This window comes from Pseudoxanthomonas sp. 134C1, assembly GCF_057773065.1.
Genome location: NZ_JBYMTH010000001.1, coordinates 595,974 through 622,502, shown reverse-complemented (window position 1 = coordinate 622,502; position 26,529 = coordinate 595,974). Strand labels below are relative to the sequence as shown.

Annotated in this window: 21 protein-coding genes and 1 pseudogene; 11 read left to right on the top strand and 11 right to left on the bottom strand. The window is 66.6% G+C overall.

Going from position 1 to position 26,529, the window contains the following annotated elements:
* Nucleotides 1-20 precede the first annotated feature (20 nt).
* From nagA to AC3DEZ_RS02705, 4 genes are read right to left on the bottom strand one after another with little or no spacing between them, the layout of a single operon-like run.
* Nucleotides 21-1,169 carry an N-acetylglucosamine-6-phosphate deacetylase gene (nagA, locus tag AC3DEZ_RS02720; protein ID WP_488386832.1) on the bottom strand — a complete coding sequence of 383 codons (1,149 nt, stop codon included), beginning with the start codon at nucleotides 1,167-1,169 and terminating at the stop codon, nucleotides 21-23.
* The gene (locus AC3DEZ_RS02715; RefSeq protein ID WP_488386831.1) at nucleotides 1,166-2,230 is read right to left on the bottom strand and encodes an SIS domain-containing protein; all 1,065 of its coding nucleotides are present in this window, start codon (nucleotides 2,228-2,230) and stop codon (nucleotides 1,166-1,168) included. Before AC3DEZ_RS02715 ends, nagA begins: the two co-directional genes overlap by 4 nt.
* Complete coding sequence (locus tag AC3DEZ_RS02710; RefSeq protein ID WP_488386830.1) at nucleotides 2,227-3,291, bottom strand: LacI family DNA-binding transcriptional regulator; 1,065 nt, start codon at nucleotides 3,289-3,291, stop codon at nucleotides 2,227-2,229. Before AC3DEZ_RS02710 ends, AC3DEZ_RS02715 begins: the two co-directional genes overlap by 4 nt.
* A gap of 44 nt (nucleotides 3,292-3,335) precedes the next feature.
* Nucleotides 3,336-4,607 (bottom strand): sugar MFS transporter, encoded by a 1,272-nt coding sequence (locus AC3DEZ_RS02705; RefSeq protein ID WP_488386829.1) that lies wholly within the window; start codon nucleotides 4,605-4,607, stop codon nucleotides 3,336-3,338.
* A 447-nt stretch (nucleotides 4,608-5,054) separates the two neighbouring features.
* Between AC3DEZ_RS02705 and AC3DEZ_RS02700 the strand changes: the two genes are divergently transcribed.
* The 5 genes from AC3DEZ_RS02700 to AC3DEZ_RS02680 all read left to right on the top strand — a co-directional run bounded on the left by AC3DEZ_RS02700 (nucleotide 5,055) and on the right by AC3DEZ_RS02680 (nucleotide 16,297).
* Nucleotides 5,055-6,053, top strand: a complete 999-nt coding sequence (locus AC3DEZ_RS02700; RefSeq protein ID WP_488386828.1) for a glucokinase family protein — start codon at nucleotides 5,055-5,057, stop codon at nucleotides 6,051-6,053.
* 145 nt (nucleotides 6,054-6,198) lie between these two features.
* Nucleotides 6,199-8,931, top strand: a complete 2,733-nt coding sequence (locus tag AC3DEZ_RS02695; protein ID WP_488386827.1) for a TonB-dependent receptor — start codon at nucleotides 6,199-6,201, stop codon at nucleotides 8,929-8,931.
* A 1,157-nt stretch (nucleotides 8,932-10,088) separates the two neighbouring features.
* A complete protein-coding gene (locus tag AC3DEZ_RS02690; RefSeq protein ID WP_488387042.1) occupies nucleotides 10,089-11,099 on the top strand; it encodes a glucokinase family protein in 1,011 nt (336 codons plus the stop codon).
* A 100-nt stretch (nucleotides 11,100-11,199) separates the two neighbouring features.
* Entirely contained in the window at nucleotides 11,200-13,890 is a 2,691-nt protein-coding gene (locus tag AC3DEZ_RS02685; RefSeq protein ID WP_488386826.1) for a TonB-dependent receptor, read from the top strand.
* A gap of 91 nt (nucleotides 13,891-13,981) precedes the next feature.
* Nucleotides 13,982-16,297: a family 20 glycosylhydrolase gene (locus AC3DEZ_RS02680; protein ID WP_488386825.1), complete on the top strand. Its 2,316-nt coding sequence runs from the start codon at nucleotides 13,982-13,984 to the stop codon at nucleotides 16,295-16,297.
* Nucleotides 16,298-16,382: 85 nt separating this feature from the next.
* On the opposite strand, the gene AC3DEZ_RS02675 is transcribed toward AC3DEZ_RS02680, so the two are convergent.
* Together AC3DEZ_RS02675 and AC3DEZ_RS02670 are read right to left on the bottom strand one after the other, a co-directional pair.
* Complete coding sequence (locus AC3DEZ_RS02675; protein ID WP_488386824.1) at nucleotides 16,383-16,805, bottom strand: VanZ family protein; 423 nt, start codon at nucleotides 16,803-16,805, stop codon at nucleotides 16,383-16,385.
* A gap of 1 nt (nucleotide 16,806) precedes the next feature.
* Entirely contained in the window at nucleotides 16,807-18,021 is a 1,215-nt protein-coding gene (locus tag AC3DEZ_RS02670) for a class I SAM-dependent methyltransferase (RefSeq protein ID WP_488386823.1), read from the bottom strand.
* Nucleotides 18,022-18,086: 65 nt separating this feature from the next.
* On the opposite strand from AC3DEZ_RS02670, the gene AC3DEZ_RS02665 reads away from it, so the two are divergent.
* The gene (locus tag AC3DEZ_RS02665) at nucleotides 18,087-18,827 is read left to right on the top strand and encodes a pteridine reductase (RefSeq protein WP_488386822.1); all 741 of its coding nucleotides are present in this window, start codon (nucleotides 18,087-18,089) and stop codon (nucleotides 18,825-18,827) included.
* On the opposite strand, the gene AC3DEZ_RS02660 is transcribed toward AC3DEZ_RS02665, so the two are convergent.
* From AC3DEZ_RS02660 to tsaD, 5 genes are all read right to left on the bottom strand, one after another.
* Complete coding sequence (locus tag AC3DEZ_RS02660; RefSeq protein WP_488386821.1) at nucleotides 18,820-19,209, bottom strand: 2-amino-4-hydroxy-6-hydroxymethyldihydropteridine diphosphokinase; 390 nt, start codon at nucleotides 19,207-19,209, stop codon at nucleotides 18,820-18,822. The two genes, AC3DEZ_RS02665 and AC3DEZ_RS02660, sit on opposite strands and share 8 nt — an antisense overlap.
* The gene (locus AC3DEZ_RS02655) at nucleotides 19,206-20,483 is read right to left on the bottom strand and encodes a mechanosensitive ion channel family protein (protein WP_488386820.1); all 1,278 of its coding nucleotides are present in this window, start codon (nucleotides 20,481-20,483) and stop codon (nucleotides 19,206-19,208) included. The genes AC3DEZ_RS02660 and AC3DEZ_RS02655 overlap by 4 nt, the downstream gene beginning before the upstream one ends.
* Nucleotides 20,480-20,842, bottom strand: coding sequence for a dihydroneopterin aldolase (gene folB / locus AC3DEZ_RS02650; protein WP_488386819.1), 363 nt, complete (start codon nucleotides 20,840-20,842; stop codon nucleotides 20,480-20,482). Before folB ends, AC3DEZ_RS02655 begins: the two co-directional genes overlap by 4 nt.
* A 91-nt stretch (nucleotides 20,843-20,933) precedes the next feature.
* Nucleotides 20,934-21,305, bottom strand: a complete 372-nt coding sequence (locus AC3DEZ_RS02645; protein WP_488386818.1) for a hypothetical protein — start codon at nucleotides 21,303-21,305, stop codon at nucleotides 20,934-20,936.
* A 5-nt stretch (nucleotides 21,306-21,310) separates the two neighbouring features.
* Entirely contained in the window at nucleotides 21,311-22,345 is a 1,035-nt protein-coding gene (tsaD, locus tag AC3DEZ_RS02640) for a tRNA (adenosine(37)-N6)-threonylcarbamoyltransferase complex transferase subunit TsaD (protein WP_488386817.1), read from the bottom strand.
* 89 nt (nucleotides 22,346-22,434) lie between these two features.
* Between tsaD and rpsU the strand changes: the two genes are divergently transcribed.
* From rpsU to dnaG, 5 genes and pseudogenes are all read left to right on the top strand, one after another.
* The gene (gene rpsU / locus AC3DEZ_RS02635) at nucleotides 22,435-22,650 is read left to right on the top strand and encodes a 30S ribosomal protein S21 (protein ID WP_002808376.1); all 216 of its coding nucleotides are present in this window, start codon (nucleotides 22,435-22,437) and stop codon (nucleotides 22,648-22,650) included.
* Nucleotides 22,651-22,765: 115 nt separating this feature from the next.
* Nucleotides 22,766-23,212 carry a GatB/YqeY domain-containing protein gene (locus tag AC3DEZ_RS02630; RefSeq protein WP_488386816.1) on the top strand — a complete coding sequence of 149 codons (447 nt, stop codon included), beginning with the start codon at nucleotides 22,766-22,768 and terminating at the stop codon, nucleotides 23,210-23,212.
* A gap of 99 nt (nucleotides 23,213-23,311) precedes the next feature.
* Nucleotides 23,312-23,806, top strand: coding sequence for a GNAT family N-acetyltransferase (locus AC3DEZ_RS02625; protein WP_488386815.1), 495 nt, complete (start codon nucleotides 23,312-23,314; stop codon nucleotides 23,804-23,806).
* 79 nt (nucleotides 23,807-23,885) lie between these two features.
* A pseudogene (locus tag AC3DEZ_RS02620) lies at nucleotides 23,886-24,751 on the top strand (YihY/virulence factor BrkB family protein).
* 34 nt (nucleotides 24,752-24,785) lie between these two features.
* Nucleotides 24,786-26,516, top strand: a complete 1,731-nt coding sequence (gene dnaG / locus AC3DEZ_RS02615; protein ID WP_488386814.1) for a DNA primase — start codon at nucleotides 24,786-24,788, stop codon at nucleotides 26,514-26,516.
* The last annotated feature ends 13 nt before the right edge of the window (nucleotides 26,517-26,529 follow it).

The following is a 26,529-nucleotide window of genomic DNA, read 5'->3' as shown; positions in this document are numbered from 1 at the left end:
CCGCGCGGCGTGTCGGACGCTCAGCCGCCGTGCGTCGCGGGCACGCCGTCGATCCAGGTCGTGGTGACCTGCAACCGGTCATCCAGCGCCACCAGGTCCGCGCGGTAGCCGGTGGCAATGCGGCCGTGGCTGGCGGACAGGCCGAGGAAATCGGCCGGGTACGTCGAAGCCATGCGCGCCGCTTCGGCCAGCGGCAGGCCCAGCAGGTCCACCGCATTGCGCACCGCCGTGACCATGTCCAAGGCGGAGCCGGCGAGCGAACCCGCCGCGTTGCGGACCACGCCGTCCACGGCGGTGATGATCTCGCCGTACAGGGCATAGCTGGGATCGTCGGAACCCACCGGCGGCATCGCGTCCGTCACCAGGAACACCCTGCCCTGCGGCTTGGCCGCCAGCGCGACCCGCAGGCTGCCCGGGTGCACGTGATGACCGTCGGCGATGATGCCTACCCAGCTGTGCGGATCCTCCAGCGCGGCGCCGACCGCGCCGGGCTCGCGTCCCTGCAGCGGCGACATCGCGTTGTACAGATGTGTGAATCCACGGATGCCGGCGGCGAGGCCCGCGCGGATTTCCTCATAGCTGCCGGCGGTATGGCCGGCGGCGATGATCGCGCCGCGCGCGACCAGCGCCCGGATCGCTTCGGCCGGCACCTGTTCGGGGGCGAGCGTGATCAGGGTGACGCCGTTGTCCAGCGAGGCGGCGAGTTCGATTTCCCGCGCGTCCGGCACGCGGAACTTGCCGGCGTCGTGGGTGCCCTTGCGCGCCGGCGCCAGGTACGGACCTTCCAGATGGATGCCGAGCACGCCGGGCACGCCTTCGGAAATCGCCTGGCGGGTCGCGGCGATCGCTTCGCGCATCACCGCCAGATCGTCACTGATCAGGGTCGGCATGAAACCGGTGGTGCCGAACCGGCGGTGCGCCTCGCCGATGCGCCGGATCGCCTCCACGGTGGGCGCGTTGTTGAACAGCACGCCGCCGCCGCCGTTGACCTGGGCATCGATGAAGCCGGGCACCAGCCACGCGCCCTGCAGATCATGGCGCGGCAGCGTCGCCGGCAGATCCGCTTCCGGCAGCATCGAGACGATGTCGCGCCCGTCGATGACGACGGCCACGCCTTCGGCGAAACCCTGCGCGGTCAGCACACGGCCCTGGACTAGCGCGGTGCTCATACGGTTTCGGTGACCTTGTTCAGATGCGGCGGCACATCGGGGTTGTAGCCACGGCGCAGCGCCAGCGCGTTGATCGCGCGGTAGTAGCTCTGGATGGTCAGCAGCGGCGAGCAGGCCGGATGCGGGGCATGCGCCAACGGCAGCGATTCGCCCGGGCCGGCGGTTGGATCGGCTTCTTCCGAAGCCACCCACACCTGCGCGCCGCGGCCGCGGAATTCGCGCGCCAGCGCCAGCGTGCCGGCGCCGGTTTCATCCGGCTGGGCGAAGCACAGCACCGGGAAACCCGGACCGACCAGCGCCATGGGGCCATGTTTCACTTCGGCGGAGCTGTAGGCTTCGGCGTGCAGGCCACAGGTTTCCTTGAACTTGAGCGCCGCTTCCTGCGCGGCGGCCAGGCCCAGTCCACGGCCGAGCACGAACAGATTGTGCGCATCGACCAGACCATCGGTGACCGGCGACCAGTCCGCCGCCCAGGCCTGGCGCAACGCGTCCGGCAGAAGCGGCAGCGCGTCGCGCAGGGTCGCCTCATCCTTCCAGTACGCGCCCAGCTGGAGGATGGCCGCCAGCGAACTCAGATAACTCTTGGTCGCCGCGACGCTGCGCTCGGGGCCGGCATGCAGCGGAATCACGGTGTCGGCGAGTCCCGCGAGGGGCGAGTCCTCGACGTTGACGATCGCCACCACCCGCGCACCGGCTTCGGCGGCGGCGCGCGCGTTGTGCAGCAGATCGGGACTTTTTCCGGACTGCGAGATGACGATGTACAGCGCGTCCTCGAGCTTCTGCCTCGCTTCATACACCGAGCCCACCGACGGCGAGGCGGAAGCGGTGACGAAGCCGAGTTGGGTCTCGAACAGGTACTTGGCGTAGGTCGCCGCGTGATCGGAACTGCCTCGCGCGCAGGTCACCACGAACGGTGGCGGGTTGGCACGCAGATCGGCGGCGAGCGCGCGGATGACGGATTCGTTGCGCTGGTACTGCGCGGTGATCACGTCGGCGGTCTGCTGCGCCTCCTGGAACATCAGGGTGTCGGCGGGCGCGGGAAGGGAGGAAGCGTCGGTCATGTCGTGGTGTCGGGGCGTTCGGCGCGCAGGCGGACCGGCGCGGTGGATCCGCGCACCACCAGCTGCGGCACGAAGCCCTGGTTGTGCACGGGGGTGGGGTTGTCGTCGTAGGCGTCCTGCCGCAGCGTCGCGATCAGCAGGCGCGCGGCCTGCTTGGCGATGTCCTCGGTGGCCTGCTTGGCGGTGGTCAGCGGCGGCCAGGACTGGCGCGAGAACGGGCTGTCCTCGAAACCGGCGATGGACAGGTCGTAGGGCACGTTCATGCCCGCTGATTTGGCCGCCGCCAGCACGCCGGCGGCGATTTCATCGTTGGAGCCGAAGATCGCGGTCGGCGGTTCGCGCAGCGCCAGCAGCCGGCGCGCGCCACGGAATCCGTCGTCGAAGGTGTAGTCGCCGGGCACCACCAGGTGCTTGTCCAGCGGAATGCCGTAATCCTTCAGCGCCTTCTCGTAGCCGTTGTAGCGCTCGATCGAGGAGCGGTGCGCGAGCCCGCCCCAGAGGAAACCGATGCGCTGGTGGCCCAGTTGGATCAGGTGTTCGGTGATCTCGTAGGCGGCGTCGTGATCGTCGACGTACACGCACGGCTGGCCGTCCTGCGGATCCTCGGTGGCGGCGATGATCCGGACCATCCTGACGCCACGCGCGGCCAGCGCGTTCACCAGTTCCATCCGCTCGGACATCGGCGCGGTCAGCACCAGTCCGGCCAGCCGCGAACGCTGCACGAACTCGGCCAGCTCCTCGGCCAGCAGCGGCGAGGTCGAATCGCAGGGATGGATCTGCAGGCCGAAGCCGGTCTCGCGGCACGCCGCCAGCACGCCGTTCTGCACACCGATGATGTGGTACGGATTGGGGTTGTCGTAGACCAGCCCGATCACGAACGGCGTGCCGCTGCGCAGGTTGCGCGCGGACTGATCCGGTTCGTAGTCCAGTTCGGCGATGGCGTGCAGGACGCGCGCGCGCGTGCCCTGCATCACCGACGGCTCGTTGTTGATGACCCGCGAGACGGTCTTCAGCGAGACCTTGGCCCGTTCCGCGACATCCTTGATGGTTGGTCTGCGCATGCCGTTCTCAGCCATGGGGGAACTCCACCGCGATCATGCGCGACTCAGCCCGCCTTGACCCGGCCCACATTGTGGCCGCGCAGCGCGAAGAACAGGATGTACAGGTAGCAGGGCACGGCCAGCGCGGTGAACACCAGCTGGAAATCATGGCTCTGCTTGAACACCGCGAACAGCTGCGGAATCACCGCGCCGCCGGCGATGCCCATGATCAACAGGGCCGATCCGGTTTCGGTGAAGCGGCCCAGGCCCTGGATCGCCAGCGGGAAAATCGCCGGCCACATCATCGCGTTGGCGAAGCCCAACGCGGCGACGAAGGCGACCGAGGCATAGCCGTGGGTCAAAAACGCGCCGATGGCGAAGACGATGCCCAGCACCGCGGATACGCTCAGGTAGCGTTCCTGCGAGATGAAGCGCGGGATGGCGACCAGGCCGAACAGATAACCGATCAGCATCGCGCCCAGGGTGTAGGAGGTGAAGACCTTGGTCTTGTCGAGCGGCAGGCCGAAGCCTTCGCCGTAGATGCCGATGGCGTCACCGGCCAACACTTCCACGCCGACATAGACGAACAGGCAGATCACGCCCAGCAGCAGGTGCGGGAACTGGAACACGCTGCGGCGGTTCGATTCCGTGCCGCCCTCGTTGGCATTGGCTTCGGCGGTGTCCACTTCCGGCAGCGGCGAGAACAGGATGCCGATCGCCAGCAGCACCAGCAGACCGGCCATCACCATATAGGGACCGTAGACGCGGGCGGCGAACTCGTTGAGCAGGAGTTCCTTCGCCTCCGGGGCGGCGGCTTCGACCTGCGCGGCGAGGTCGCCCATGCCGTGCATCACGAAGGTCGCCAGCGCGATGGGCGCGAGCATGCCGGCGACCTTGTTGCAGATGCCCATCACCGCGATGCGCTGCGCGGCGCCCTCGATCGGGCCGAGGATGCTGATGTAGGGATTGGCCGCGGTCTGCAGGATCGCCAGGCCGGCGCCGATGGTGAACACGCCGCCGAGCGCGCCGGGATACCAGCGATGGGTGGTGAACTGGCCGAACACCAGCGCGCCGATCGCCATCACGAACAAGCCCAGCGCCATGCCCTTCTTCATGCCGGTCCTGCGCAGGATCACCGAGGACGGCAACGCCAGGCAGAAATAGGAAATGTAGAACGCGCTGGGAATCAGGAAGGCATAGGTCTCGCTGACATTGAACGCCAGTTTGGCGAACGTGATCAGCGGCCCGTTGAGCCAGGTGACGAAACCGAAGATGAAAAACAGCAGGCCGATGATGGCGATGGACGTGTACTGTCGCGAGCCTTGTACCGCAGTCATGTCTGGCGAACTCCCCTCTCTGATTGTGATGGCCGGTCCGCGACCGGCGTCCACGCCCTGTCGCTGCGTGGCTCCCTCTGGAAACAACGTTGTCACAGAATCGTCCGCGAAGCCACCCGCGGGCGCCGCGATGCGCCCGCGCCGGAGGCCTGTGGTTTCCAACCGCATGCGGCGACGCAACATGGGCGACTGCCCAAATGCGCCCCCAACACCTTAAATCTGAACGTATTTCTCCGGTTTTGAAACTGAACAGGAGAGGATCATCAGGATCATTTGCAAATTTGATCCACTGGCGGCTCGCCCTGCCCGTATTTGATGACAGAGTGTTGACAACGTTGTCAAACCCCTCCCACACTCCGGCGCCATCGGGGCTGCTCGCTTTCGCCCCTTCGCGAACATGTGGGGAGACGTGTGGTCGCAATCGCCAATCCATTGCCGGTGGATTCCATGAGCCGGGCAGGCGACGCCTTCATTGCCGCGGATGTCGGCGGCACCCACGTCCGCATCGGGCTGGTGCGCGGCGGCAACGATCCGGTCACTCCGATCAGCGTGCTGGAATACCGCAAGTACGCCTGCGCCGATTACCCCGGACTGGCGGACATCCTGCGGGACTTCCTGGATGGCCTGGGTGGCCCGCCGATCCATCGCGGCGTGATCGCCAGCGCCGGCTACGCGCTGGAAGACGGCACCGTCATCACCAACAACCTGCCCTGGCGGCTGTCGCTGGCCGAGATCCGCGCGCGCCTGGGCTTTGACGACTTCCGCCTGGTCAACGATTTCGAAGCGGTGGCGCACGCCGCCGCGCAGGTCGACGCCAGCCAGGTGCTGCAACTCACCGGTCCCGTCGGCGCCGCGCCGCGCGGGCCGATCCTGATCCTCGGTCCGGGCACCGGCCTGGGCGCCGCGGTCTGGATTCCCGCCGGCCGCCGCGCCGTGGTGCTGGCCACCGAAGCCGGCCAGGCCGCGCTGACCGCCGGCAATGCGCTGGAGATGGCGCTGCTGGCGGAAATGTTGAAATCACGTCCGCACATTCCGGTCGAGCATGCCTTGTCCGGTCCCGGACTGATGAACCTGTACACCGCGCTGTGCGCGGTGCGCGGCGGGACCACGCCCGCCTATACCCATCCGGGCCAGATCACGGCCGCCGCGCTGGCCGGCGAGGATGCGCTGGCGCGCGAAACCCTCGACGTGTTCTGCGGGCTGCTGGGCAGCGTGGTCGGCGACATGGCGCTGCTGTACGGCGTGCAAGGCGGCGTGTACCTGGCCGGCGGCATCCTGCCGAACATCCGCGAATTCCTTCTCCAGAGCAGCTTCGTGCCGCGTTTCCTCAACAAGGGAACGATGCGCGAGGCGCTCGAACGCATTCCCGTGAAGCTGGTCGAGCACGGGCAACTGGGCGTCATCGGCGCCGCCAGCTGGTACCTCGATCAAACCGAAAGCAACTGAAGCAAGAGAAACGAAGACGCCGGGACAGGCGTCCGCAACACGAACCGGGTCGGAGCTGTCAGCCGAACCCTTGGCAGCAAAGGCAGCAACACGGCTCCGGATCACGCCCCGGCCGACAACCAAAAATCATGATGGGAGAGACACCATGAATCACCGTAAGTCGCTACTCGCCGTCGCCATCGCGACGGGCCTCGCGGTCTCCATGCACGCCCAGGCGCAGGACGCCGCCGCGCAGCAGCAGCCCCAACCCGCCGCGCAGCAGGCCACCGATCTGGACACCGTGGTGGTGACCGGCATCCGTGGTTCGATGGAAAAGTCGCTGGACACCAAGCGTGAAGCCAATTCCCGCGTGGAAGTGGTCACGGCCGAGGACGTCGGCAAGCTGCCGGCCCACAACGTGGCCGACACCCTGCAGCGCCTGCCCGGCGTGAACATCAGCTCGTCGTCCTCCGATGAAGGCGGCTTCGACGAGGCCGACCGCGTCAGCCTGCGCGGCACCAGCCCCAGCCTGACCCAGACCCTGATCAACGGCCACACCGTCGGTTCGGCCGACTGGTTCGTGCTCAGCCAGGGCAACAACGTCGGTCGCAGCGTCAGCTACACCCTGCTGCCGTCCGAACTGGTCAGCTCGGTGGAAGTGCACAAGTCCTCGCAGGCCAAGCTGCCCGACGGCGGCACCACCGGCTCGGTCAACATCATCACCCGCAAGCCGCTGCAGTTCGCCGACAAGATCACCGCCGAGGCCTCGCTGGGCGTGGTCAACGCGGAGCAGGCCGATTCCACCGACCCGCAGATCTCCGGCCTGTTCAACTACAAGAACGACGCCGGCACCTTCGGCGTGATGGTCCAGGCATTCAGCCAGAAGCGCGAACTGCGCCGCGAAGCGCAGGAAGTTCCGGGCGGCTTCTTCAAGATCGATCCCACCAGCACCGTGGCGCAATCCAATCCGGACTTGGCGGGCGTCTGGGCGCCCGGTTTGCTCGGTTCGACCCTGTTCGAACAGACCCGCGAGCGCAAGGGCGGATTGATCGAACTGCAGTTCAAGCCCAACGACGATCTGACCCTGGGCCTGAGCGGCTTCCGTTCCGACATGGACGCCAACAACTACAACCGCAACTTCATGATGTGGGGCGGCAACATCCTCAACGACCGGAAGGACAACGCCGGAAACGTAACGGTCCCCGGACAGGCGCCCGACGCGGGCTATGTGATCAAGGACGGCGTGCTGACCCAGGCGACGTTCACCGGCCAAGCCAATCGTGACTATGCCGTATACGACATGATTTACCGCGAGGCCAAGGCCAAGAGCGAGTACATCACCTTCGACGCCGATTGGCAGATCAACGACAACCTGAGCTCCAAGTTCCAGGTCGGCACCACCAGTGGCGAAGGCTCCACCGCGCGCCAGTTCATCGCGGAGCTGGCCATGGCCCGAGGTGGCGGCGCCAACTGGACCAGCCACGGCGCCGGTTCGCCACTGGACTGGAACGTGGGTGGCGACCTGAGCCCGGCGGGTGCGGCCTGGGGTGGCACCTGGGGCAACCAGCAGGTTACCGCCAAGGATGACGAGGACTGGTTCACCGCCGATTTCACCCATTACTTCAACGGCGGCGTACTCTCGTCGATCGATTTCGGTGCGCGTTACGCCGACCACACCCGCGAGGCGCTGTCGCCGGAAGGCGCGAGCCCGGGCGCGGGTATCTGGGACGCGCTGCAGAATGGCGCCACCGCCTCGTATCCGAGCGGCTTCGCCAGCAGCATCGGCGGCAGCTTCCCGCGCAACCTGTGGTACTTCACCCCCGGCGCGCTGCAGAACGCGATCATCAACAACTCGACCTGGCTGTACAACAACGACGGCCCGACCGGTCGCCACAACTACGGCGCCGAGTGGAAGGTGGAGGAGAAGAACCTCGCCGCCTACATCCAGGCCAACTTCATCGGCGACAACTGGAGCGGCAACGTCGGTCTGCGCTACGTCAACGTGGACCAGGACATCAATTCCTACCAGGCCGTCGAAGACGTAGCCAACGCCGATGTCTCCAGCCTGTTCGGCCAGTGGATCCGCAAGTTCACCAACAACAAGCACAGCCGCGTCCTGCCCAGCGCGAACATCAAGTTCGACATGAGCGAAAACCTGGTGTTCCGTTTCGCGGCCTCGCAGACGCAGACCCTGCCGGACTTCTCCGCGCTGGGCGCTTCGTCCTGGGGCTCGGACCTGAACCGGACCGGCGGCGGCGGCAACCCGAACCTGGACCCGGTGGTCTCCACCAACTTCGATGCCAACATCGAGTGGTACTTCATGCCGCGCGGCCTGCTGTCCGTCGGCGCCTACTCGATGAACCTGAAGGACTACGTCGCCTTCGGCACCGAAAAGCAGATGCTGTTCAGCGAACTGACCAACCAGCTCGAGGAGTACCTGGTTTCCGTGCCGATCAATTCGAACGGCAAGGTCACCGGTGTTGAACTGGCGTACGAGCAGCCGATCGGCGAAAACTTCGGTGTCGTCGCCAACTACACCTACGCCAACGGCAGCACCTCGCACACCTGGGCCGACGGCAGCGACAATCTGCTCGGCACCTCGAAGAACACCTACAACGTGGGTGCCTACTTCGAGAACGAAACCTTCGGTGCGCGCGTCAGCTACACCCGCCGTTCGTCGTTCCTGATCGGCCTGTCCGGTGCCAACCCGTACTACCAGGACGATTTCGGCACCCTGTCGGCGGCGCTGAGCTACAAGCTCAACGATCACCTGAGCTTCTCGCTCGATGCCCTCAACCTCAACGATCCGACCATCAAGTACTACCAGAGCGCGGCCATTCCGACCTCGTTCTACAGCAATGGCCGGCAGTACTACTTCAACGTCCGCCTGAAGTTCTGACGGCGACGAGATAACCGCGTGCTCCTTCTGCGGGCCTGGACTTGTCCAGGCCCGCTTTTTTTTCCGCCCGCTCCCCGATGCGCCAAGCGCGCGCAGCGGAATGACGGAATGCCCGATGGGGCGCGCGGATCATCTTCGGCCGCGTCGCCGCACTCGTCGAACCGGGCCGCGTTTCAGGCGGAGAACGACTTCGCTGGCTTTTCCTGATCCCTCCGCCTGCGCGATCGCGCCACTGCGGCGTGCGGAACATCCCCTGCGTAAAACGTCATGGAAGCGTGTCCAACACCTCCCATCGCTTCCAGCCGGCCGCACGGGCCACGCCGCAACAACGCTCCCGCGATCGAACAATTGCAGATGCGCGCACCCATCCCTGTCGACGGTCATCGCCCGCGTCGACCTGGAACAGATTGGCAATGGATGCGGCGGCACGTCCGCACGCAGCGACGCACCTGGGTGGTGTGCGCCGACAGGACCGTCATCTAAGGTTGGTGGACTTTTCCAGAACCAACACATCCTCTTCGACAGCTGCACCCTGGGTCTCCTGTTCAACGGGAGATGCCCCAATCGCGGACATCGGCGCGATTCAGCCGCGCGCTGACAACCGCCCTTGATGTTTTCCGGCTGGCGCACGGCGTACCCGTTGAATGCAGGCCGGTCCGTGTGTGACACGACGCGTGGGAAGTCTGCGGCCGAATGCCTTCCTGGCCGTCGCATGGGTGCAGGTTCGCGGTCCGATGCGAATGGTTTTGTCGACTCCGGGCCGTGCGGCGCTTCAACGCGCTGGCAGCGCCGCGATGCTGCGGGCATCCGTTCGGTGACCCCGCTTGTCCCGGCCAGGCCAACGGGAGCTGCGCTTCCACGGGGGCTCCTTTCATACGCCCATCGATAGATAATTTTTTACAGAAAATGATTTTCTTAGGTGTTTTGTGCCCGTTGTGCAGGGGCATTTTCGGACAACCAGATCGCAATAAACATCAAAAGCCCTGAAAATCAAACAGTTTTTCGCCGCACCGCAGCAGAAATATCGGTGAAAATTTTTTGCAAAATGCTTGACAACGTTGTCAGCGCTCCAACACACTCGGCCACGAAGGGAGCCTGAGGGGGCTTCCGGCTGCAAGCATGTGGGGAGACGTGTGGCTGCCATCGCCAATCCAGCATTGAAGGCCGAATCGCGACCGCGGGAACACGAACTGTTCCTGGCGGCCGACGTGGGCGGAACCCATGTCCGCGTGGGCCTGGTGCAGGCGACCGCGCCGGCGGGTGGCAAGCCGATCATCGTCCTCGATTACCAGACCTATGCCTGCGCCCGCTTTCCCGGCCTGGCCGAGATCCTGGAGGACTTCCTGGGTGGCCGCCCCGCACACCCGATCCGCTGCGGCGTCATCGCCAGCGCCGGGCTGCCGTTGCAGGACGGCACCGTCATCTCCGCCAACCTGCCCTGGACACTGTCGCCGCGCGCGATCCAGACCCGGCTGGGTTTCGCCGATCTCCGTCTGGTCAACGACTTCGAAGCGGTCGCGCACGCCGCGCCCCACGTCGAAGCCAGCCAGGTCCTGCAGATCACCGGTCCGGCGCATGGCGCGGAAGGGCCGCGCCTGATCCTCGGCCCGGGCACGGGTCTCGGCGCGGCGGTGTGGATCCCCGCGCATCCACGTCCGATCGTCCTGCCGACCGAAGCCGGCCATGCGTCGCTCGCCGCGGGCAACGCGCTGGAGCTGGCGCTGCTCGGCCGGATGCTCGGCGAACGCAGCCACGTGCCGGTCGAACACGCGCTGTCGGGACCGGGCCTGATCAATCTGTATGCCGCCCTGTGCGCGCTGCGCGGCGCGCCCGCGAAGCACGCCGCACCGGGCGACGTCACTGCCGCCGCCCTGGCCGGCACCGACGAGCATGCCCATGACGCGCTGCAGGCGTTCTGCGGCCTGCTCGGCAGCGTGGTCGGCGACATGGCGCTGTTCTATGGCGTCCAGGGAGGCATCTACCTGGCCGGCGGCATCCTGCCGCAACTGGGCGGATTCCTGCTCGAAAGCGAGTTCGTCCCGCGCTTCCTCAACAAGGGACCGCTGCGACAGGCGCTGGAACGCATTCCCGTGAAGCTGGTCGAGCACGGGCAACTCGGCGTCGTGGGCGCCGCTCGTTGGTATCTCGATCAGCCCGATCACCGGTGAATCAAGACGGCGAGGGGCCCGCCGTGGGGAACCAGGCCACCGCATGACCCGCCGACCCGGCAGGCCAACCACCAGAACAAATCATGATGGGAGAGACAGCATGAGTTACCGCAAGACCGCACTATCCGCCGCAATCGTGATGTGCCTGAGCATCACCGCGCACGCGCAGGACGCCGCCCCGGCGCAGGCCGCCGCCGACACCGGTGAAGCCGTCGAACTGGACAAGGTCGTCGTCACCGGCATCCGCGCCAGCCTGCAGCAGTCGCTCGACACCAAGCGCAACGCCGACGCCATCGTCGATGTGATCACCGCCGAGGACGTGGGCAAGTTCCCCGCCACCAACGTGGCCGAGGCGATGACAATCATTCCCGGCGTGGCCATCGACCGCGCGTTCGGCCAGGGCGAGAAGGTCAGCATCCTGGGTACCGACCCCTCGCTCAACCGCACGCTGCTCAACGGCCAGTCCATCGCCTCCGGCGACTGGAACATGTCCGAATTCCCCACCCGCACCTTCAACTACTCGCTGCTGGCGCCGCAGCTGGTCGGCAAGGTGGAGGTTTTCAAGTCGCCGGAAGCGCGCATCGACGAAGGTTCGATCGGCGGCACCGTGATCATCAGCACCCGCAAGCCGCTGGACATGGCCAACGACATCACCATCGCCGGCCAGATCAACTATGTGCGCAATGACCGCGTCGAGGACACCGATCCGCAGGCATCCGCCCTGTTCGGCTGGAAGAACGATGCCGGCACCTTCGGCTTCATCGTGTCGGCGCAGAAGGCCAAGGAACAGATCCGCCGCGACGGCATCGAGTCCTACGGCACCGTCACCGCCGCCCAGTTCCGCGACGGTGCCGGCGGCGCGCCGGGCTCGGTCGGTTCCGGCAACTGCACCGGCGCCTGCGAGCAGACCCTGACCAACAACATGACCGCGGTCGGCCCCAACTCGATGAGCGCGCATTTCTTCGAGCAGGAACGCGATCGCAGGACCTATTCGGCTTCGTTGCAGTTCAAGCCGGTGGAGCAGCTGGACATCGAATTCAACGCGCTGAAGATCGACTCCAGCTACGACCACTCCACGCAGTCGATGTTCGCGATGCAGGGCAACACCTGGAACAGCCTGAGCAAGCTGACCGACGTCACCGTCCAGAATGGCCTGATGACGCGCGGCACCATGAACGATGGCCTGGTCATCTTCGACTTGCAGCATCGCGAAGCCTCGGTCGAATCCGAAACCTATGATCTGAAGGCCACCTGGAACGACGAGCGCTGGTTCGCCTCGACCCAGTTGGGTTCGACCAAGGCCGATGGTGGCCCGCGCCAGGTGTTCGGTGAATTCCTCGCCCGCGCCGACTACACCTGGGACATCAGCAACGCACCCAAGCATCCGGGCAGCCTGACGTTCCATGGTGCCAATCCGTTCCTGGATCCCGCTTCTTTCCAGATGGACGCGGGCTGGGGTGGCAACGTGGTGGAGAAACCGACCCTGGACAAGGAAAAGTACGGCCAGGTCGATTTCGGCCTCAAGCTCGACTCGCCGGTCTATCTGCTCCGCTTCGGCTACAAGAAGCGCGACCACGAAACCAGCCAGATCCAGCGCGGCGTGATCCTTTCCGGCGTCACCACCGCCGCCTCCCGCTTCAGCCCGCGCTGGCTGCCGGGCAACTACCTGGACGGCTTCAGCGGCTATGGTGATCTCGGCCGGCGCTTCACCATCGACGGTTCGCAGCTGGCCGACTACATCCTCGGCGGCGAGTGGCTGCCGCCAGGCCAGAGCATGACGCCGATCTCCACCTTCAACTCGCCCGAGTTCGTCCGCAACACCTGGTCGATCAATGAAGACATCCAGGCCGCCTATGTCCAGGCCGATTTCAGCTTCGGCAAGCTGCGCGGCAACGTCGGCGTCCGCCATGTGCGGACCGAGTCGGAGAACGGCAGCTGGAAGTGCTCGGTCAATGTCGCCAACTGCGCGGTCAGCCAGTACGTGCCGCAGGTGTTGAAGAAGAAGTACAACAACACCCTGCCCAACGTGAACCTGGTCTACGACGTCACCGACGAGTTCGTGCTGCGCTTCTCCGCGGCGCAGGTGATGGCGCGTCCCAACTACGCGGACATGTCCAGCTACCTGTGGCTGGCGGACGCCACCCTCAAGGGCGGCGGCGGCAATCCGGATCTGAAGCCGTATCGCTCCACCAACCTGGACCTGTCGGCCGAGTGGTACTTCTCGCCCAACTCCATCCTGGCCGGCTCGGTGTTCTACAAGGACATCTCCGACTACGTGCTGATGGCCTCGGGCAAGGAGGACCACTGGAACATCAACCAGAACGAGGTCAGCACCTACGACGTCGACCGGCCGCGCAATGCCGGTGATGCCAAGGTCAAGGGTGCGGCGATCGCCTATCAGCAGGACATCGGCGCGGGTTTCGGCGTCCTGGCCAACTACACGTTCTCCGATGCCCAGGCCAACAGCGGCCGCGATCTGCCGTTCAACTCGCGCCACCAGTTCAACATCAGTCCCTACTTCGAAAGCGGCAACTGGACGGCCCGGATCACCTACGGCTGGCGCGACAAGTACTTCACCCAGGTCAGCGGCGGCCGCGAAATCTGGGTCAAGGACTACGCCTCGCTGGATGCCAGCGTCGGCTACCGGGTGAACGACTTCCTGAGCGTCAGCCTGGACGGCATGAACCTGCTCGACGAGGAGTACCACAGCTATTCGGGCGTGGAGCAGCTGACCCGCGGCGTGTATCGCACCGGTCGCCGCTTCATGACCTCGCTGCGCGTGCAGTTCTGATGCCATCGCTTTGCCTTTGACATTATTGTCTCTCCACGGGTCCAGGACTTCTGGACCCGTTTTTTTTGGAACACGGAGCCCAAGGAAAACCATGTCGTCCCCAAGCCATCCTTTTCCCCGCCGTCTCGCCGTGCATCTGGGCGTGCTGGCCGCTCTGGTCGCATCGCCAGCCATGGCCGGCGATGCCGCGACGTCTCCGGCGTTCGCATTGATCCCCGCTCCCGCCAGCCTGCAGCCGAACGAAGGCGCCTTCATGCTGGACGCCGGCACCGCATTGCGTGCCGACGGTGAAGTGGCGCGCAGGGTCGCCGGCCAATTCGCGGACTTTCTCGCGGCGGCGCGCGGCCCGCGCCTTCCGCTTTCCAATCAAGGTGAGGGCGGGATTGTCTTCACCCTCGATCCGACCGCCTCGACGGCACCGGAAGGCTATCGCCTGGACGTGACGCCGCGCGGCATCCGCATCGCCGCCGGTGACGAGCGCGGACTGTTCTATGGCGCGGTCACCCTGTGGCAGTTGGCGACCCAGTCGTCCTCGCTGCCGGCACGGATACCGTCGACCAGCATCCAGGACGCTCCCCGCTTCCCGTGGCGTGGCTTCATGCTGGACTCCGCGCGACACTTCCAGTCGCTCGACGAGATCAAGCAGATCCTCGATGCGATGGCGCTGCACAAGCTCAACACCTTCCACTGGCACCTGACCGACGACCAGGGCTGGCGTATCGAAATCAGGAAATACCCGAAGCTGGCCGAAGTCGGTGGTTGCCGGGTCGCGGCGGGTGAAGCCGGCGCCGGCGCGGATGGTCAGCCGAAGCCTTACTGCGGTTTCTACACCCAGGACCAGATCCGCGAGATCGTGAAATACGCGGCGGACCGCCACATCACCGTGCTGCCGGAGATCGATGTGCCCGGCCATGCGCAGGCCGCGATCGCGGCCTATCCGGAACTGGGGGTGCTGGGCAGCACGCCGCCGGTCTCCAACCAGTGGGGCGTGCACAGCTATCTGTTCAACACCGAGGAAAGCACGATCACTTTCCTGGAAGACGTGCTGACCGAGGTCATCGCCCTGTTCCCCGGACGCTACGTGCACGTCGGCGCGGACGAGGCGGTCAAGATCCAGTGGGAGAACTCCCCGCGCGCGCAGGCGCGCATCCGCGAACTCGGCCTGAAGAACGAGTTCGAGATGCAGAGCCACATCATCAAGCGGCTGGAGAAATTCCTCGAAGCCCGCGATCGCCGCCTGGTCGGCTGGGACGAAATCCTCGAAGGCGGCCTGCCGCCGGAAGCCACGGTGATGTCCTGGCGCGGCACCGAGGGCGGACTGGAAGCCGCCACCCAGGGCCACGACGTGGTGATGACGCCCAAGTCGCACCTGTACCTGGACTACCACCAGACCACCTCGCCGAACGAGCCCCCGGGCCGTCCGACCCAGGTGCCGCTGGAGAAGGTCTACGGTTTCGAACCGGTGCCGGAAGCGCTCGCACCGGCGCTGCGCCATCACATCCTCGGCCTGCAGGCCAACGTGTGGACGGAGCACACCCGCTACTACGCGCGCCTGCAACATCATCTGTATCCGCGTCTGGCCGCATTGGCCGAAGTGGGCTGGACGCCGGCGGCGCGCAGGGACTACGGTGATTTCCTGAAACGCCTGCCCACCCAGCTGCGCCGCTACCAGTCACTCGGCATCGCCTACGCGAGAACGCCGTTCGAGGTGGTCGTCACCGCGCAGGAACAGCGCGAGGCCGGCCAGGCGCGGGTCACGCTGGCCAATCCGTTGAACTACGAGATCCGCTACACCGTCGATGGCAGCGCGCCCGTCGCCGACTCGAAGGTGTACGCGCAGCCGTTCACGGTGACGCCGCCGGCGCAGGTGCGCGCCGCCGCCTTCTTCGATGGCAAGCCGCTGGCCGATGCCACCGGACAACGCGTGGATCGCGAATGGCTGCTGCGCCGGACCAGTGATGCGCTGGCGAGCTGTCCGGAAGGCGGCCGTCTGTTGTTGCGACTGGAAGACGACGGCCCGCGTGACGGCAACCGCGCGATGTTCAATGTCACCATCTTCAATCCCTGCTGGCAGTGGCCGCAGGCGGATCCGGCGGGCATCGCGAAACTGCAGGTGCGCGCCGGGCGCATTCCGTACTACTTCCAACTGGCTCACGACGAGGTCAACCGCAAGTTCGAGCCGGCGCGCTCGGCGCATGGCGAACTGCTGATCCGCGCCGGCAGCTGCAAGGCCGAGCCATTCGCCACGGTGCCGCTGCCCGCCCGCCCCGGCGCCGATGGCTTCGTGACCCTGGACGCGGCGCTGCCCGCAGGGATATCAGGCAAGCAGGACCTGTGCCTGGTGTTCACCGGCGACACGCGCCCGGAGATGTGGGTACTGGACGAGGTGCGGCTGGTGCCGCGCTGACGCGGCGCGCATCGCCATGCATCGGTGAGGGGACCCTCCGCCCCTCACTCCGCCCCTCGTTCGCTGCGCGGACGGCGGGCTTCTCTTATCTGCGCCGGATTTCCGCTTGAGCCGGCCCACGGACCCGCTGCTCCAGCCGCAGCAACAGATCCCGCAGCGGGGTCAGCGCGGTGGACAGGCCCAACAGCACGCCGACCGTGTTGGCGATGGCGTCGAAGGGATCCCGCATGCGATCGGTGGTGTAGGCACCCTGGGCGAACTCCACACCAACGCCCACCATCACCAACGCGAGCCCGGCGAGCATCCAACTGCCCCGGCCACGGAACAGTTGCACCGCGCCAGACGCCAGCAGGAAATAGGCCAGGCCATGCTCCAGCTTGTCGGTACCCGAGGGCAGGTCCGGGAACGGCGGCGGCGGCCCCAGCGACAGCGCGACCACAATCGCGATGGCCAGCAGCCACAGGCACAACCAGAGTCGGGGGTGGCGGAACGGTTTCAGCAGGGTCATCTCACAGGCGCCAGGTCAGGTCGTTGGCGAGGAAGGCCGGGCCGAATTCGACGTCGCGCGCGAATCCCATCACCTGGAACCGCTCGCCCATCTCGCTGGGCAAGGTCAATTTCTTCACCTCGTTGCGAAAACGCAGTTTGGCGGTCTCGTCGGCCCTTTCCTCGATTTCCCGCAGGCGCTCGGGCAGGCCGTTGCCGAGCAGGAAGCTGGCCTGATCGCTGTAGCCGGCCAGCTCGAAGCCGGCCTGGGTGCCGGCCTCGGCCAGCGCCGTGAAGTCCACCGACGCGGTCAGATCCTGCAGGCCGGGCCACAGGTAGGGATCGGCGTGCATGTGCTGGCGGTAGAACGCGCGCAGCGTGCCCTCGTCGCGGTCCGGCAGGTAGTACTCGCGGCGCGGATAGCCGTAGTCGACGAACAGCATCGCGCCGGCGCGCAGGCCGCCCATCACCGCCTGGATCCAGTACGGCAGCTGCGGCAGCAGTTCGGACCGGTAGCCATCCGCGAAAGGTTGTTCGAGATAGCGCTCGACGTGGCGGACCGCGGCCGCCAGCAACGCATCGGCCGGACGGTCGGTGTGGATGAAGCGTCCGTTTTCTTCCAGCGCCACGTATTCCTCGAACACCTCGCCATCGCGCAGGGTGAAGCGCGGCGTCGGCAGGGCGTCGATCACCTCGTTGGCGAACAGCACGCCGTTCCAGGCTTCGCCCGGCGGCCCGTCCAGCCATTCGACCAGCGCGAACACCGGCGGAATCAGCCGCTGTGACAGGCGCTCGCGCTGGCGTTCGCGCAGGTCGGCGCTGGGTTCGAGGATGGCGTAACGCGCGGGCAACGCATCCAGTTCCAGCAGGCGCTTGAGCATCACTTCGGCGAAGGCGCCGCTGCCACCGCCGAGTTCGAGGAACTCGGCGTCCGGCCCGAGTTCCTGCAGCACCGGCGCGACCGCGCTGGCGACGCAGGCGGCGAACAGTGGACCGAGCTCCGGCGCGGTGACGAAATCACCGGCGCCGCCGAATTTGGCGCTGCCGGCGCTGTAGTAGCCCAGGCCGGGCGCGTACAGGCAGCGTTCCATGAAACGCGAGAATGGCAGGAAGCCGCCATTGGCGCGGATCTCCTCGCGCAGCAGGGCCGCCAGGCGCTCGCTGTGGGCAAGCGCGTCGGCATCGGGCGGTGGCAATTCACTGCGCATGATCGTTCCTGGGGCAATGCGGATCGGCATTGTACGCGCGCGCCACGCGCGGACGCGGCACAATGCCGGCAGACGATTCGCCCGGGAGCCCCCGCATGGACACGCAACGCAAAGTCGCCCTGATCACCGGCAGCGCCAAACGGGTGGGTGCGGCCATCGCACGCGGACTGCACGCCGACGGCTACGATCTGGCCCTGCACTACCGCCATTCCGGCGAGGCGATGCAGGCACTGGCCAGCGAACTGGAGACGATCCGCCCGGGCAGCGTGCTCACCCTGCATGCGGATCTGGCCGAGTTCGACCGGCTGCCGGAACTGGTCGCGCGCGCGGTCGGGCATTTCGGGCGGCTGGACGCGCTGGTCAACAACGCCTCGGCCTACTACGCCACGCCGATCGGCCAGACCACGCCGCAGCAATGGGACGAGCTGTTCGCCTCCAACGCGCGCGCGCCGTTCTTCCTCTCGCAGGCGGCGGCGGCGCATCTGAAAGCCCGCCACGGCGCGATCGTCAGCATCGCCGACATCTACGCCGAGCGCCCGCTTGGCGGGCATACCGTCTACTGCATGGCCAAGGCCGCGCTGGTGATGATGACCAAATCGCTGGCGCGCGAGCTGGGTCCGGAAGTACGGGTGAACGCGGTGGCGCCGGGCAACGTGCTGTGGTCGGAAAATCCGGTCAAGGCCGAAACCCTGGAACTGGTGCACGCGCGCACCGCGCTGAAACGGCAGGGCGCACCGGACGACATCGTCTCGGCGGTGCGCTGGCTGCTCGGCGGCAACGGCTACATCACCGGGCAGGTGATCGCCATCGATGGCGGGCGTTCGTTGTTCATCTGACCGGGGCGACCCGCTCCGCAAGATCCACGAACACCGGATGCGCGAGCTTGGCCGGGTTTTCCCAGCGCATTTCACCGTCCGCCGCGTATTCGCGCGCCAGATCCAGATCGATGGCGCAGGCGGCATCACCCGGATGCCGCCCCAATTCGAATTCCAGTGATTTCAACCGCGCGTTGAACGCGGCCCTTTCCAGCACCGTTTCCAGCAGCAGCGCCTGGTTGGCGTAACGATGCGGGTCGCCGGCCACGACACTGTTGCCGGTCACCACCGGCGACAGCGCCAGGATTCGCCCTTCTTCGGCCAGCGCGGCGCGCGCGCGCGCCAGCTGCGCCTCGCCATCGGTGCCGCTGCCCAGGATCAGCAGGTAGCGATGCGGGCTCATGCGGACGGCGAAACTCCCTCGTCTCCGCGCTTCGCCGCGGTGGTCGCCATCAACGCGGCGGTGATGCCCGCGTCGGAGGATTCCTGGAACACCCGCAGGCCGAACTCCGGCAGGATCGCCAGCAGGTGATCGAAGATGTCCGACTGGATGTTTTCGTACACGCCCCAGCGGATGTCACGGGTGAAGCAGTAGATCTCCAGCGGCAGGCCGGTGGAACCGGGCTGCTGCTGGCGCACCAGCAGGGTCATCTCCTGGTGGATGCCGGGATGGTTGCGCAGGTAGTTCTCGACGTAGGCGCGGAACGTGCCCAGGTTGGTCACCCGGCGCGCATTCAACGGATGGATACCGCGTTCCTCCAGATCGCTGTTCCAGGCGGAGATTTCCCGGCCCTTGTCGTTCAGATAGCGATCCAGCACGGTGAAGCCGTGCATCCGCCGCAGTTCCTCGTCGGTGAGGAAACGCACGCTGTGTTGATCCAGGTACAGCGAGCGCTTGATCCGGCGTCCGCCCGCCTCGCTCATGCCGCGCCAGTTCTTGAACGAATCGTTGATCAGTTTCTTGGTGGGGATGTTGGTGATGGTCTTGTCCCAGTTCTGCACCTTCACCGTGTGCAGGGCGATGTCGATCACGTCACCGTCGGCGTTGAGCTGGGGCATCTCGATCCAGTCGCCCACCCGGACCATGTCGTTGGAACTTATCTGCAGGCTGGCGACCAGCGAGAGGATGGTGTCCTGGAACACCAGGATCAGCACCGCCATCATCGCGCCCAGCCCCGACAGCAGGATCAACGGCGAGCGGTCGATCAGCGTCGCCACCATCAGCACGCCCGCGAGCGTGAACACCACGATCTTCAGCAGTTGCAGGTAGCCCTTGATCGGCTTGTTATGCGCGTCCGGACGGCGCTGGTAGATCTGGTTGACCAGATCCATGGCGCCGGAAAAGGCGAGCGCGAGAGTCAGTATGATGAAGGCGGTGCAGACGTTGCGCACCACCGTGACCAGGTGTTCCGGCAGATCCGGCACCGCGACCACGCCGGCCGACAGCACGATCGCCGGAATGACGTTGGCGAGACGCGGAATCACCCGCAGGCGCACTTCATGCGGCTCGCCCAGCGGCAGGGAATTGAGCATCCGCCGCAGCCCGCGCAGCAGCACGCGCTTGGTCACCCAGTTGGCGAGCCAGGCCGCCAGCAGCAGCGCGCAGATGACCAGCGTGGTGTACGCCCAGGGATAGGGCTCCAGCCATGCGCGCAGTTGTTCCAGACGCTCGTTCATGCCGGTTCCACCGAACCGCGCTCGATGATCACGCCCACACCCGCGGCATTGGCCACGGCACCGGGCTTGGTCAGGCGCAGGCGCAGCCAGGTCACGCCGAACTCTTCGATCAACAGCGCGGCGCAGCGTTCGGCGAGCGTTTCAACCAGGCCGAACTCGGAAGCCTGGACGAACGCGGTGAGGCGGCGGCTGATCGCGTCGTAGTCGAGCGTATCGGCGACATCGTCGCTCGCCGCGGGCCTGCGGTTGTCGAACGCCAGTTCCAGGTCCAGGCGCAGGTCCTGGCGGATGTGGCGCTCCCAATCGTAGACGCCGATCACCGCATCCACCTGCAATCCTTCGATGAAGACTTTGTCCATTGCGGAAAGAATCGGAAACAGGGAATGGCCTATGTTACCTGCCCGCGCCGGAACCTACCCTGTGCGGCGCTCCGTGCGCGCGGCACGTCCGTCATCCGTGCGGAAAAGCCCCGTCGCGATAGGCGCTCCACAGCCCATCCACAAAAGGAATGTTCACGCCCGCTTCGGCTGCCTTCGCCATCAATCCGAAATCATCGGAGGCATAACCCGCCAGTTCGGCGTTGCCGGTCAGGGAGAACACGCGCTTGAAAACCGTCTCCCTGAGCGCACGGACTACACGGCTCTCCGATGAATCGTGCGCGCCCAGCCGGACGTGGCTGGCACGCCAAGCCGCATCAAAGGTTCCGCTGTCCCTGGCGTCCATGGCGGCGTCCCAATCGGTGTCCCGCGCAAACAGGCCTTCGAGAAACCCTTTGCTCTCCACCCTTGAAAGGATTTCGCCCAGCGTCCGGAGCGAATTCACCGGTGTTACCGCGTCACTGGCGACAACGTCGCCATGTCCCAGCGCGGCGTTACCTTCACTTCGGCGCTCTCGTGCTGCCCGGCTTCCAGCCGCAACGCGCCGGCGAAGGCGATCATTGCGCCGTTGTCGGTGCATAGATCCAGCCGCGGGAAGCACACGCGGCCACCGTGCCGCCGCGCCGCCATCTCGTGCAGGCGCGTGCGCAGGCGCTTGTTGGCACCCACGCCACCGGCCACGATCAGGGTGTCGCAACCGGCGGCATCCAGCGCGCGTTCGCACTTGATGGCCAGCGTGTCGACCACCGCATCCTCGAAACCGCGCGCGATGTCGGCCTTGGTCTGCGGGCTCTGGTCGCTGTCCCGCCAGGCCAGCAGCACCTGGGTCTTGAGACCGGAAAAGCTGAAATCCAGGCCGGGACGGTCGGTCATCGGCCGGGCGAACCTGAACCGGCCGGGCGTGCCGTTCTCCGCCAGGGCGGCCAGTTGGGGGCCGCCCGGATACGGCAGGCCCATCAATTTGGCGGTCTTGTCGAAGGCCTCGCCGGCCGCGTCGTCCAGGGTCTCGCCCAGCAGCCGATAGCGGCCGATGGCGTCCACCGCCACCAGTTGGGTGTGCCCGCCGGAGACCAGCAGGGCCACGAACGGCGGTTCAGGTGGATCGTGCTCGATCAGCGGGGCGAGCAGATGGCCTTCCATGTGGTGCACCGCCACCGCCGGCAGCTCCAGCGCCCAGGCCAGCGCCCGCGCCACCCCTGCGCCCACCAGCAGCGCCCCCACCAGGCCGGGCCCGGCGGTATAGGCGACGCCGTCGAGGTCGCGGGTGTCCAGGCCGGCTTCGGCCAGGGTCTGGCGGATCAACGGCAGCAGCTTGCGGACATGGTCGCGGCTGGCCAGCTCAGGAACCACGCCGCCATACTCGGCGTGGAGCGCAATCTGACTGTAGACCGCGTGGGCCAGCAGGCCGTCCGCCCCGGCCCGGCCGGTGTCGTAGACCGCCACGCCGGTCTCGTCGCAGCTGGTTTCGATGCCAAGAACCTTCATGGGCGCTATGTTGCACTTTTCCGCCCCCCATCGCTATAATGCGCGGCTCACCCGGTCAGCCCGGGTCGTTTCCATCACCGAGATTACGTATGCCCAGCGTCAAAGTCCGCGAAAACGAGCCCTTTGAGTTTGCGCTCCGTCGCTTCAAGCGCACCTGCGAAAAGGCCGGCGTGCTGGCTGAAACCCGCAAGCGCGAGTTCTACGAGAAGCCGACCCAGGAACGCAAGCGCAAGGCCGCCGCTGCGGTGAAGCGCCAGCTGCGTCGCTCTTCGCGCGACGTGACCAAGCGCCAGCGCCTGTACTGAGCGACGGCGTTTCGCCAGAAGCCGGCACGCGCGAGCGTGGCCGGCTTTTTGCGTTTCTGGATCCCCTGCATTCCCCCATCCCATTTCCTGCCCCGGCAGGCACCGGAGAACTCCCATGCCCCTGAAGCAACAGCTCACCGACGACATGAAGGCCGCCATGAAGGCCGGCGACAAGGACACCCTGGGCGTCGTCCGCCTGGTCAATGCCGCGATCAAGCAGCGCGAGGTGGACGAGCGCATCGAACTGGATGACACCGCCGTGCTCGCCGTGCTGGAGAAGATGGTCAAGCAGCGCAAGGACTCGGTGAACCAGTACGAGGCCGCCGGCCGCGAGGACCTCGCCGCGGTCGAGCGCGCCGAAATCGTCGTCATCGAGCGCTACCTGCCCGCCAAGCTGGGCGAGGCCGAGATCCTGGCCGCCATCGACGCCGCCATCGCCGAGACCGGCGCCAGCGGCCCGGCCGACATGGGCAAGCTGATGGGCGTGCTCAAGCCGCGCCTGGCCGGCCAGGCCGACATGGGCCAGGTCTCGGCGCTGGTCAAGAAGAAGTTCGCGGGCTGAGCCCGCTGGCCGGCGGGACGGTGGCGCGGCACCGACCGCGCCGTCCCGCCGGTATGCTTGCGGCTCCTGCCGATTCCAGCGGAGCGAGCTCCGTTCTACATGTCCCCGACGATCCTCCTGCGCGCGGCGACCCGCGCCGACCTGCCGCATATCCTCGCCTTCATCCGCGAACTGGCCGAATACGAAAGGCTGGCTCATGAAGCGGTCGCCACCGAGGCGCAACTGGACGAACACCTGTTCGGTCCGCGCCCGGCCGCCGAAGTCGTGATCGCGGAGGTCGACGGCGAGCCCGCCGGCTTCGCCCTGTTCTTCACCAGTTTCTCCACCTTCGTCGGCCTGCCGGGCCTGTATCTGGAGGATCTGTTCGTGCGGCCCAGGTTTCGTGGGCTCGGGGTGGGCAAGCGCCTGATGAGCGATCTCGCGCAGCGGGCGGTGGAACGCGGCTACGGCCGCTTCGAGTGGTCGGTGCTGGACTGGAATGAACCGGCCATCCGCTTCTATCGCAGCCTCGGCGCGCTTGGCCAGGACGAGTGGACCGTGCAGCGGGTGACCGGCGAGGCGCTGCGGCGCCTGGCGGCGACAGCGGCGGATTGATTGCAGCGCATCGCATGCTCACGGCGCGACGACACTCGCCTGTCATGCTGGCCCGGTGTCTGGACGAACGCCGAATCCGATGCGGGGCCTGCGCGACCAGCTGCCGCTCTTCCTGAAGCGGTTCCACGGCAGCCTGCCGGTCGCGCTGGCGCGGCGGTTCATCGAAATCGACGTGATGGCGCAGGCCGCGTCGCTGGCCTTCTACGCCCTGTTGTCGCTGGCGCCGCTGCTGGTGCCGCTGTTGTGGCTGACCACCGCGCTGTACCCCAGCGCGCAGGAAGCGCTGTTGCGGCAGATCGGCGATCTGGCCGGCCGTGACGCCGGCGACATCGCCACCACCGTCCTGCGCAACGCGCGCAATCGCCCCAGCGTCGGCTCGCTGGCCGGTGGCTGGAGCACGGTGCTGCTGTTCATCGGCGCCACCGCCGTGTTCGGCCAGCTGCAGCAGGCACTGAACCTGATCTTCCGCACCGACGCCCAGCGCCTGGAAGGTCCGTGGGCATGGCTGCGCAAACGGATTTTCTCGTTCGGCGTGGTGCTCGCGCTGGGTTTCCTGCTGCTGGTGTCGATGACGCTCAACACCCTGCTGCAGGTGCTGTTCGTACGGGTGCCTTCGCTGCTGCCCGCGCTGGGCGACCTGGCGTCGCTGGCGCTCTATGTGTTCGCCTTCGCGCTGCTTTACCACTACCTGCCGGATAGGCGGGTGGCTTGGCGCCGCGCCTTCCTCGGCGGTGCGCTGACCTCGGTGCTGTTCATCGCCGGTCGCTGGGCCATCGGCCTGTACATCACGCGGGCAGCGCCTATGGCTCGATGGGCACGCTGGTCATCCTGCTGGTCTGGATGTACTACGCCACGGTGGTGTTCCTGGTGGGCGCCCTGCTGACCGCCCTGATCGACGAGCGGCTGGCCGCCCGCCGGAAGAAGGCTCTTTCCGGCGCTTCCTGACGCCGCTTGCCGGGCGTGGAATACTACGCAGTCCATGGCCCGCATCCCCGACGCCTTCATCGACGAACTGCTCGCCCGGACGGATATCGTCGAGGTGGTCAGCGCGCGCGTGCCGTTGAAGCGGCAGGGCAAGGAGTACTCGGCCTGCTGCCCGTTCCACGACGAACGTTCGCCCTCGTTCACCGTCTCGCCGACCAAGCAGTTCTATCACTGCTTCGGCTGCGGCGCGCACGGCACCGCGCTGTCGTTCCTGATGAACTACGACCGCCTGGAGTTCCTCGACGCGGTCGAGGAACTGGCCCGGCGCAACGGCATGGAAGTGCCGCGCGAGACCCAGCAGCGCAACCAGAGCAACGACACCCGCGATCTGTTCGGCGCGCTGGAGGCGGCCGCGCGCTTCTTCCAGCGCCAGCTCGAAGGCAGCGACAAGGCCCGCGCCTACCTGGACGGACGCGGCGTGGACGCGGCCACCCGCACGCAGTTCGCCATCGGCTACGCGCCGGATGGTTTCTCCGCGCTGAAGGACGCGCTCGGCACCGACGAGCGGCGGATGAAGCTGCTGGATCGCGCCGGCCTGTTCTCCAAGAACGATCGCGGCCACACCTACGACAAGTTCCGGGATCGGGTGATGTTCCCGATCTACGATCGCCGCGGCCGGGTGATCGCCTTCGGTGGCCGCGTGCTGCAGAAAGACGACGGTCCCAAGTACCTCAATTCGCCGGAGACCGCGCTGTTCCACAAGGGGCGCGAACTGTACGGCCTGTGGCAGGTGCGCCAGGCCAACCAGAAGATCGCGCGGCTGATCGTGGTCGAGGGCTATATGGACGTGGTCTCGCTGTTCCAGTTCGGAGTCAAGGAAGCCGTCGCCACGCTCGGCACGGCGACCACGCCGGATCACGCCGAACTGCTGTTCCGCAACGCGCCGGATGTCTACTTCTGTTTCGACGGCGACGCAGCCGGACAGCGCGCCGCGTGGCGCGCGCTGGAATCGGTGCTGCCGCGGATGAAGGACGGCCGCCAGGCGTTCTTCCTGTTCCTGCCCGACGGCGAGGACCCGGACACCATCGTGCGCCAGGAAGGCGCCGCCGCGTTCGACGCGCGGCTGCAACAGGCCATGCCGCTGTCGGAGTTCTTCTTCCAGGAGCTGGGCAAGGACATCCGTCTGTCCACATTGGATGGCAAGGCGCGCCTGGCCGAACGCGCGCGCCCGTTGCTCGCGCAGATTCCCGATGGTGCGTTCGGCGATCTGATGCGCCAGCGGCTGGGCGAGATCACCGGCGTCGGCGCCGCCACCACGCCTCCACCACAGCCGGCCCGGTCCGCTTCCCGCGTCTCCGCGCATCGTTCCGCCAGCAGCAAGCCAAGCCTGGTGCGCAGCGCCATCGTCTGCCTGCTGCACAAGCCGTCGCTGGCGCTGGCGCTGCAGCCGCCGCATGCGTTCTCCGGATTGCGCCTGCCCGGCGTCGAACTGCTGCTGGAACTGCTGGATATCGTGCATGCGCGACCGGACATCACCACCGGCGTATTGCTCGAACACTTCGTCGAGCGCGAGGAGTTGCCCGCGCTGCAGAAGCTGGCGATGCAGGAGCTGCCCGGCGACGAGAACATCTGGCAGGCCGAACTGCTCGACGCCGCGCACCAGATGGAACGGCAATTGTTGCAACAGCGTATCGACGAACTTCAGGTGAAGCAGCGCAGCATCGGCCTGGACGAAGCCGACAAGTACGAATTGCGCGCCCTGCTGCAGGCGCGCGTGGCCCGCTGAACGAGGAGATTCC

Excerpts from the sequence above, each read along its gene's own strand:
- nagA (WP_488386832.1), bottom strand. The coding sequence starts at position 1,169 with ATGAGCACCGCGCTAGTCCAGGGCCGTGTGCTGACCGCGCAGGGTTTC.
- AC3DEZ_RS02715 (WP_488386831.1), bottom strand. The coding sequence starts at position 2,230 with ATGACCGACGCTTCCTCCCTTCCCGCGCCCGCCGACACCCTGATGTTC.
- AC3DEZ_RS02710 (WP_488386830.1), bottom strand. The coding sequence starts at position 3,291 with ATGCGCAGACCAACCATCAAGGATGTCGCGGAACGGGCCAAGGTCTCG.
- AC3DEZ_RS02705 (WP_488386829.1), bottom strand. The coding sequence starts at position 4,607 with ATGACTGCGGTACAAGGCTCGCGACAGTACACGTCCATCGCCATCATC.
- AC3DEZ_RS02700 (WP_488386828.1), top strand. The coding sequence starts at position 5,055 with ATGAGCCGGGCAGGCGACGCCTTCATTGCCGCGGATGTCGGCGGCACC.
- AC3DEZ_RS02695 (WP_488386827.1), top strand. The coding sequence starts at position 6,199 with ATGAATCACCGTAAGTCGCTACTCGCCGTCGCCATCGCGACGGGCCTC.
- AC3DEZ_RS02685 (WP_488386826.1), top strand. The coding sequence starts at position 11,200 with ATGAGTTACCGCAAGACCGCACTATCCGCCGCAATCGTGATGTGCCTG.
- AC3DEZ_RS02680 (WP_488386825.1), top strand. The coding sequence starts at position 13,982 with ATGTCGTCCCCAAGCCATCCTTTTCCCCGCCGTCTCGCCGTGCATCTG.
- AC3DEZ_RS02675 (WP_488386824.1), bottom strand. The coding sequence starts at position 16,805 with ATGACCCTGCTGAAACCGTTCCGCCACCCCCGACTCTGGTTGTGCCTG.
- AC3DEZ_RS02670 (WP_488386823.1), bottom strand. The coding sequence starts at position 18,021 with ATGCCGATCCGCATTGCCCCAGGAACGATCATGCGCAGTGAATTGCCA.
- AC3DEZ_RS02665 (WP_488386822.1), top strand. The coding sequence starts at position 18,087 with ATGGACACGCAACGCAAAGTCGCCCTGATCACCGGCAGCGCCAAACGG.
- AC3DEZ_RS02660 (WP_488386821.1), bottom strand. The coding sequence starts at position 19,209 with ATGAGCCCGCATCGCTACCTGCTGATCCTGGGCAGCGGCACCGATGGC.
- AC3DEZ_RS02655 (WP_488386820.1), bottom strand. The coding sequence starts at position 20,483 with ATGAACGAGCGTCTGGAACAACTGCGCGCATGGCTGGAGCCCTATCCC.
- folB (WP_488386819.1), bottom strand. The coding sequence starts at position 20,842 with ATGGACAAAGTCTTCATCGAAGGATTGCAGGTGGATGCGGTGATCGGC.
- tsaD (WP_488386817.1), bottom strand. The coding sequence starts at position 22,345 with ATGAAGGTTCTTGGCATCGAAACCAGCTGCGACGAGACCGGCGTGGCG.
- rpsU (WP_002808376.1), top strand. The coding sequence starts at position 22,435 with ATGCCCAGCGTCAAAGTCCGCGAAAACGAGCCCTTTGAGTTTGCGCTC.
- AC3DEZ_RS02630 (WP_488386816.1), top strand. The coding sequence starts at position 22,766 with ATGCCCCTGAAGCAACAGCTCACCGACGACATGAAGGCCGCCATGAAG.
- AC3DEZ_RS02625 (WP_488386815.1), top strand. The coding sequence starts at position 23,312 with ATGTCCCCGACGATCCTCCTGCGCGCGGCGACCCGCGCCGACCTGCCG.
- dnaG (WP_488386814.1), top strand. The coding sequence starts at position 24,786 with ATGGCCCGCATCCCCGACGCCTTCATCGACGAACTGCTCGCCCGGACG.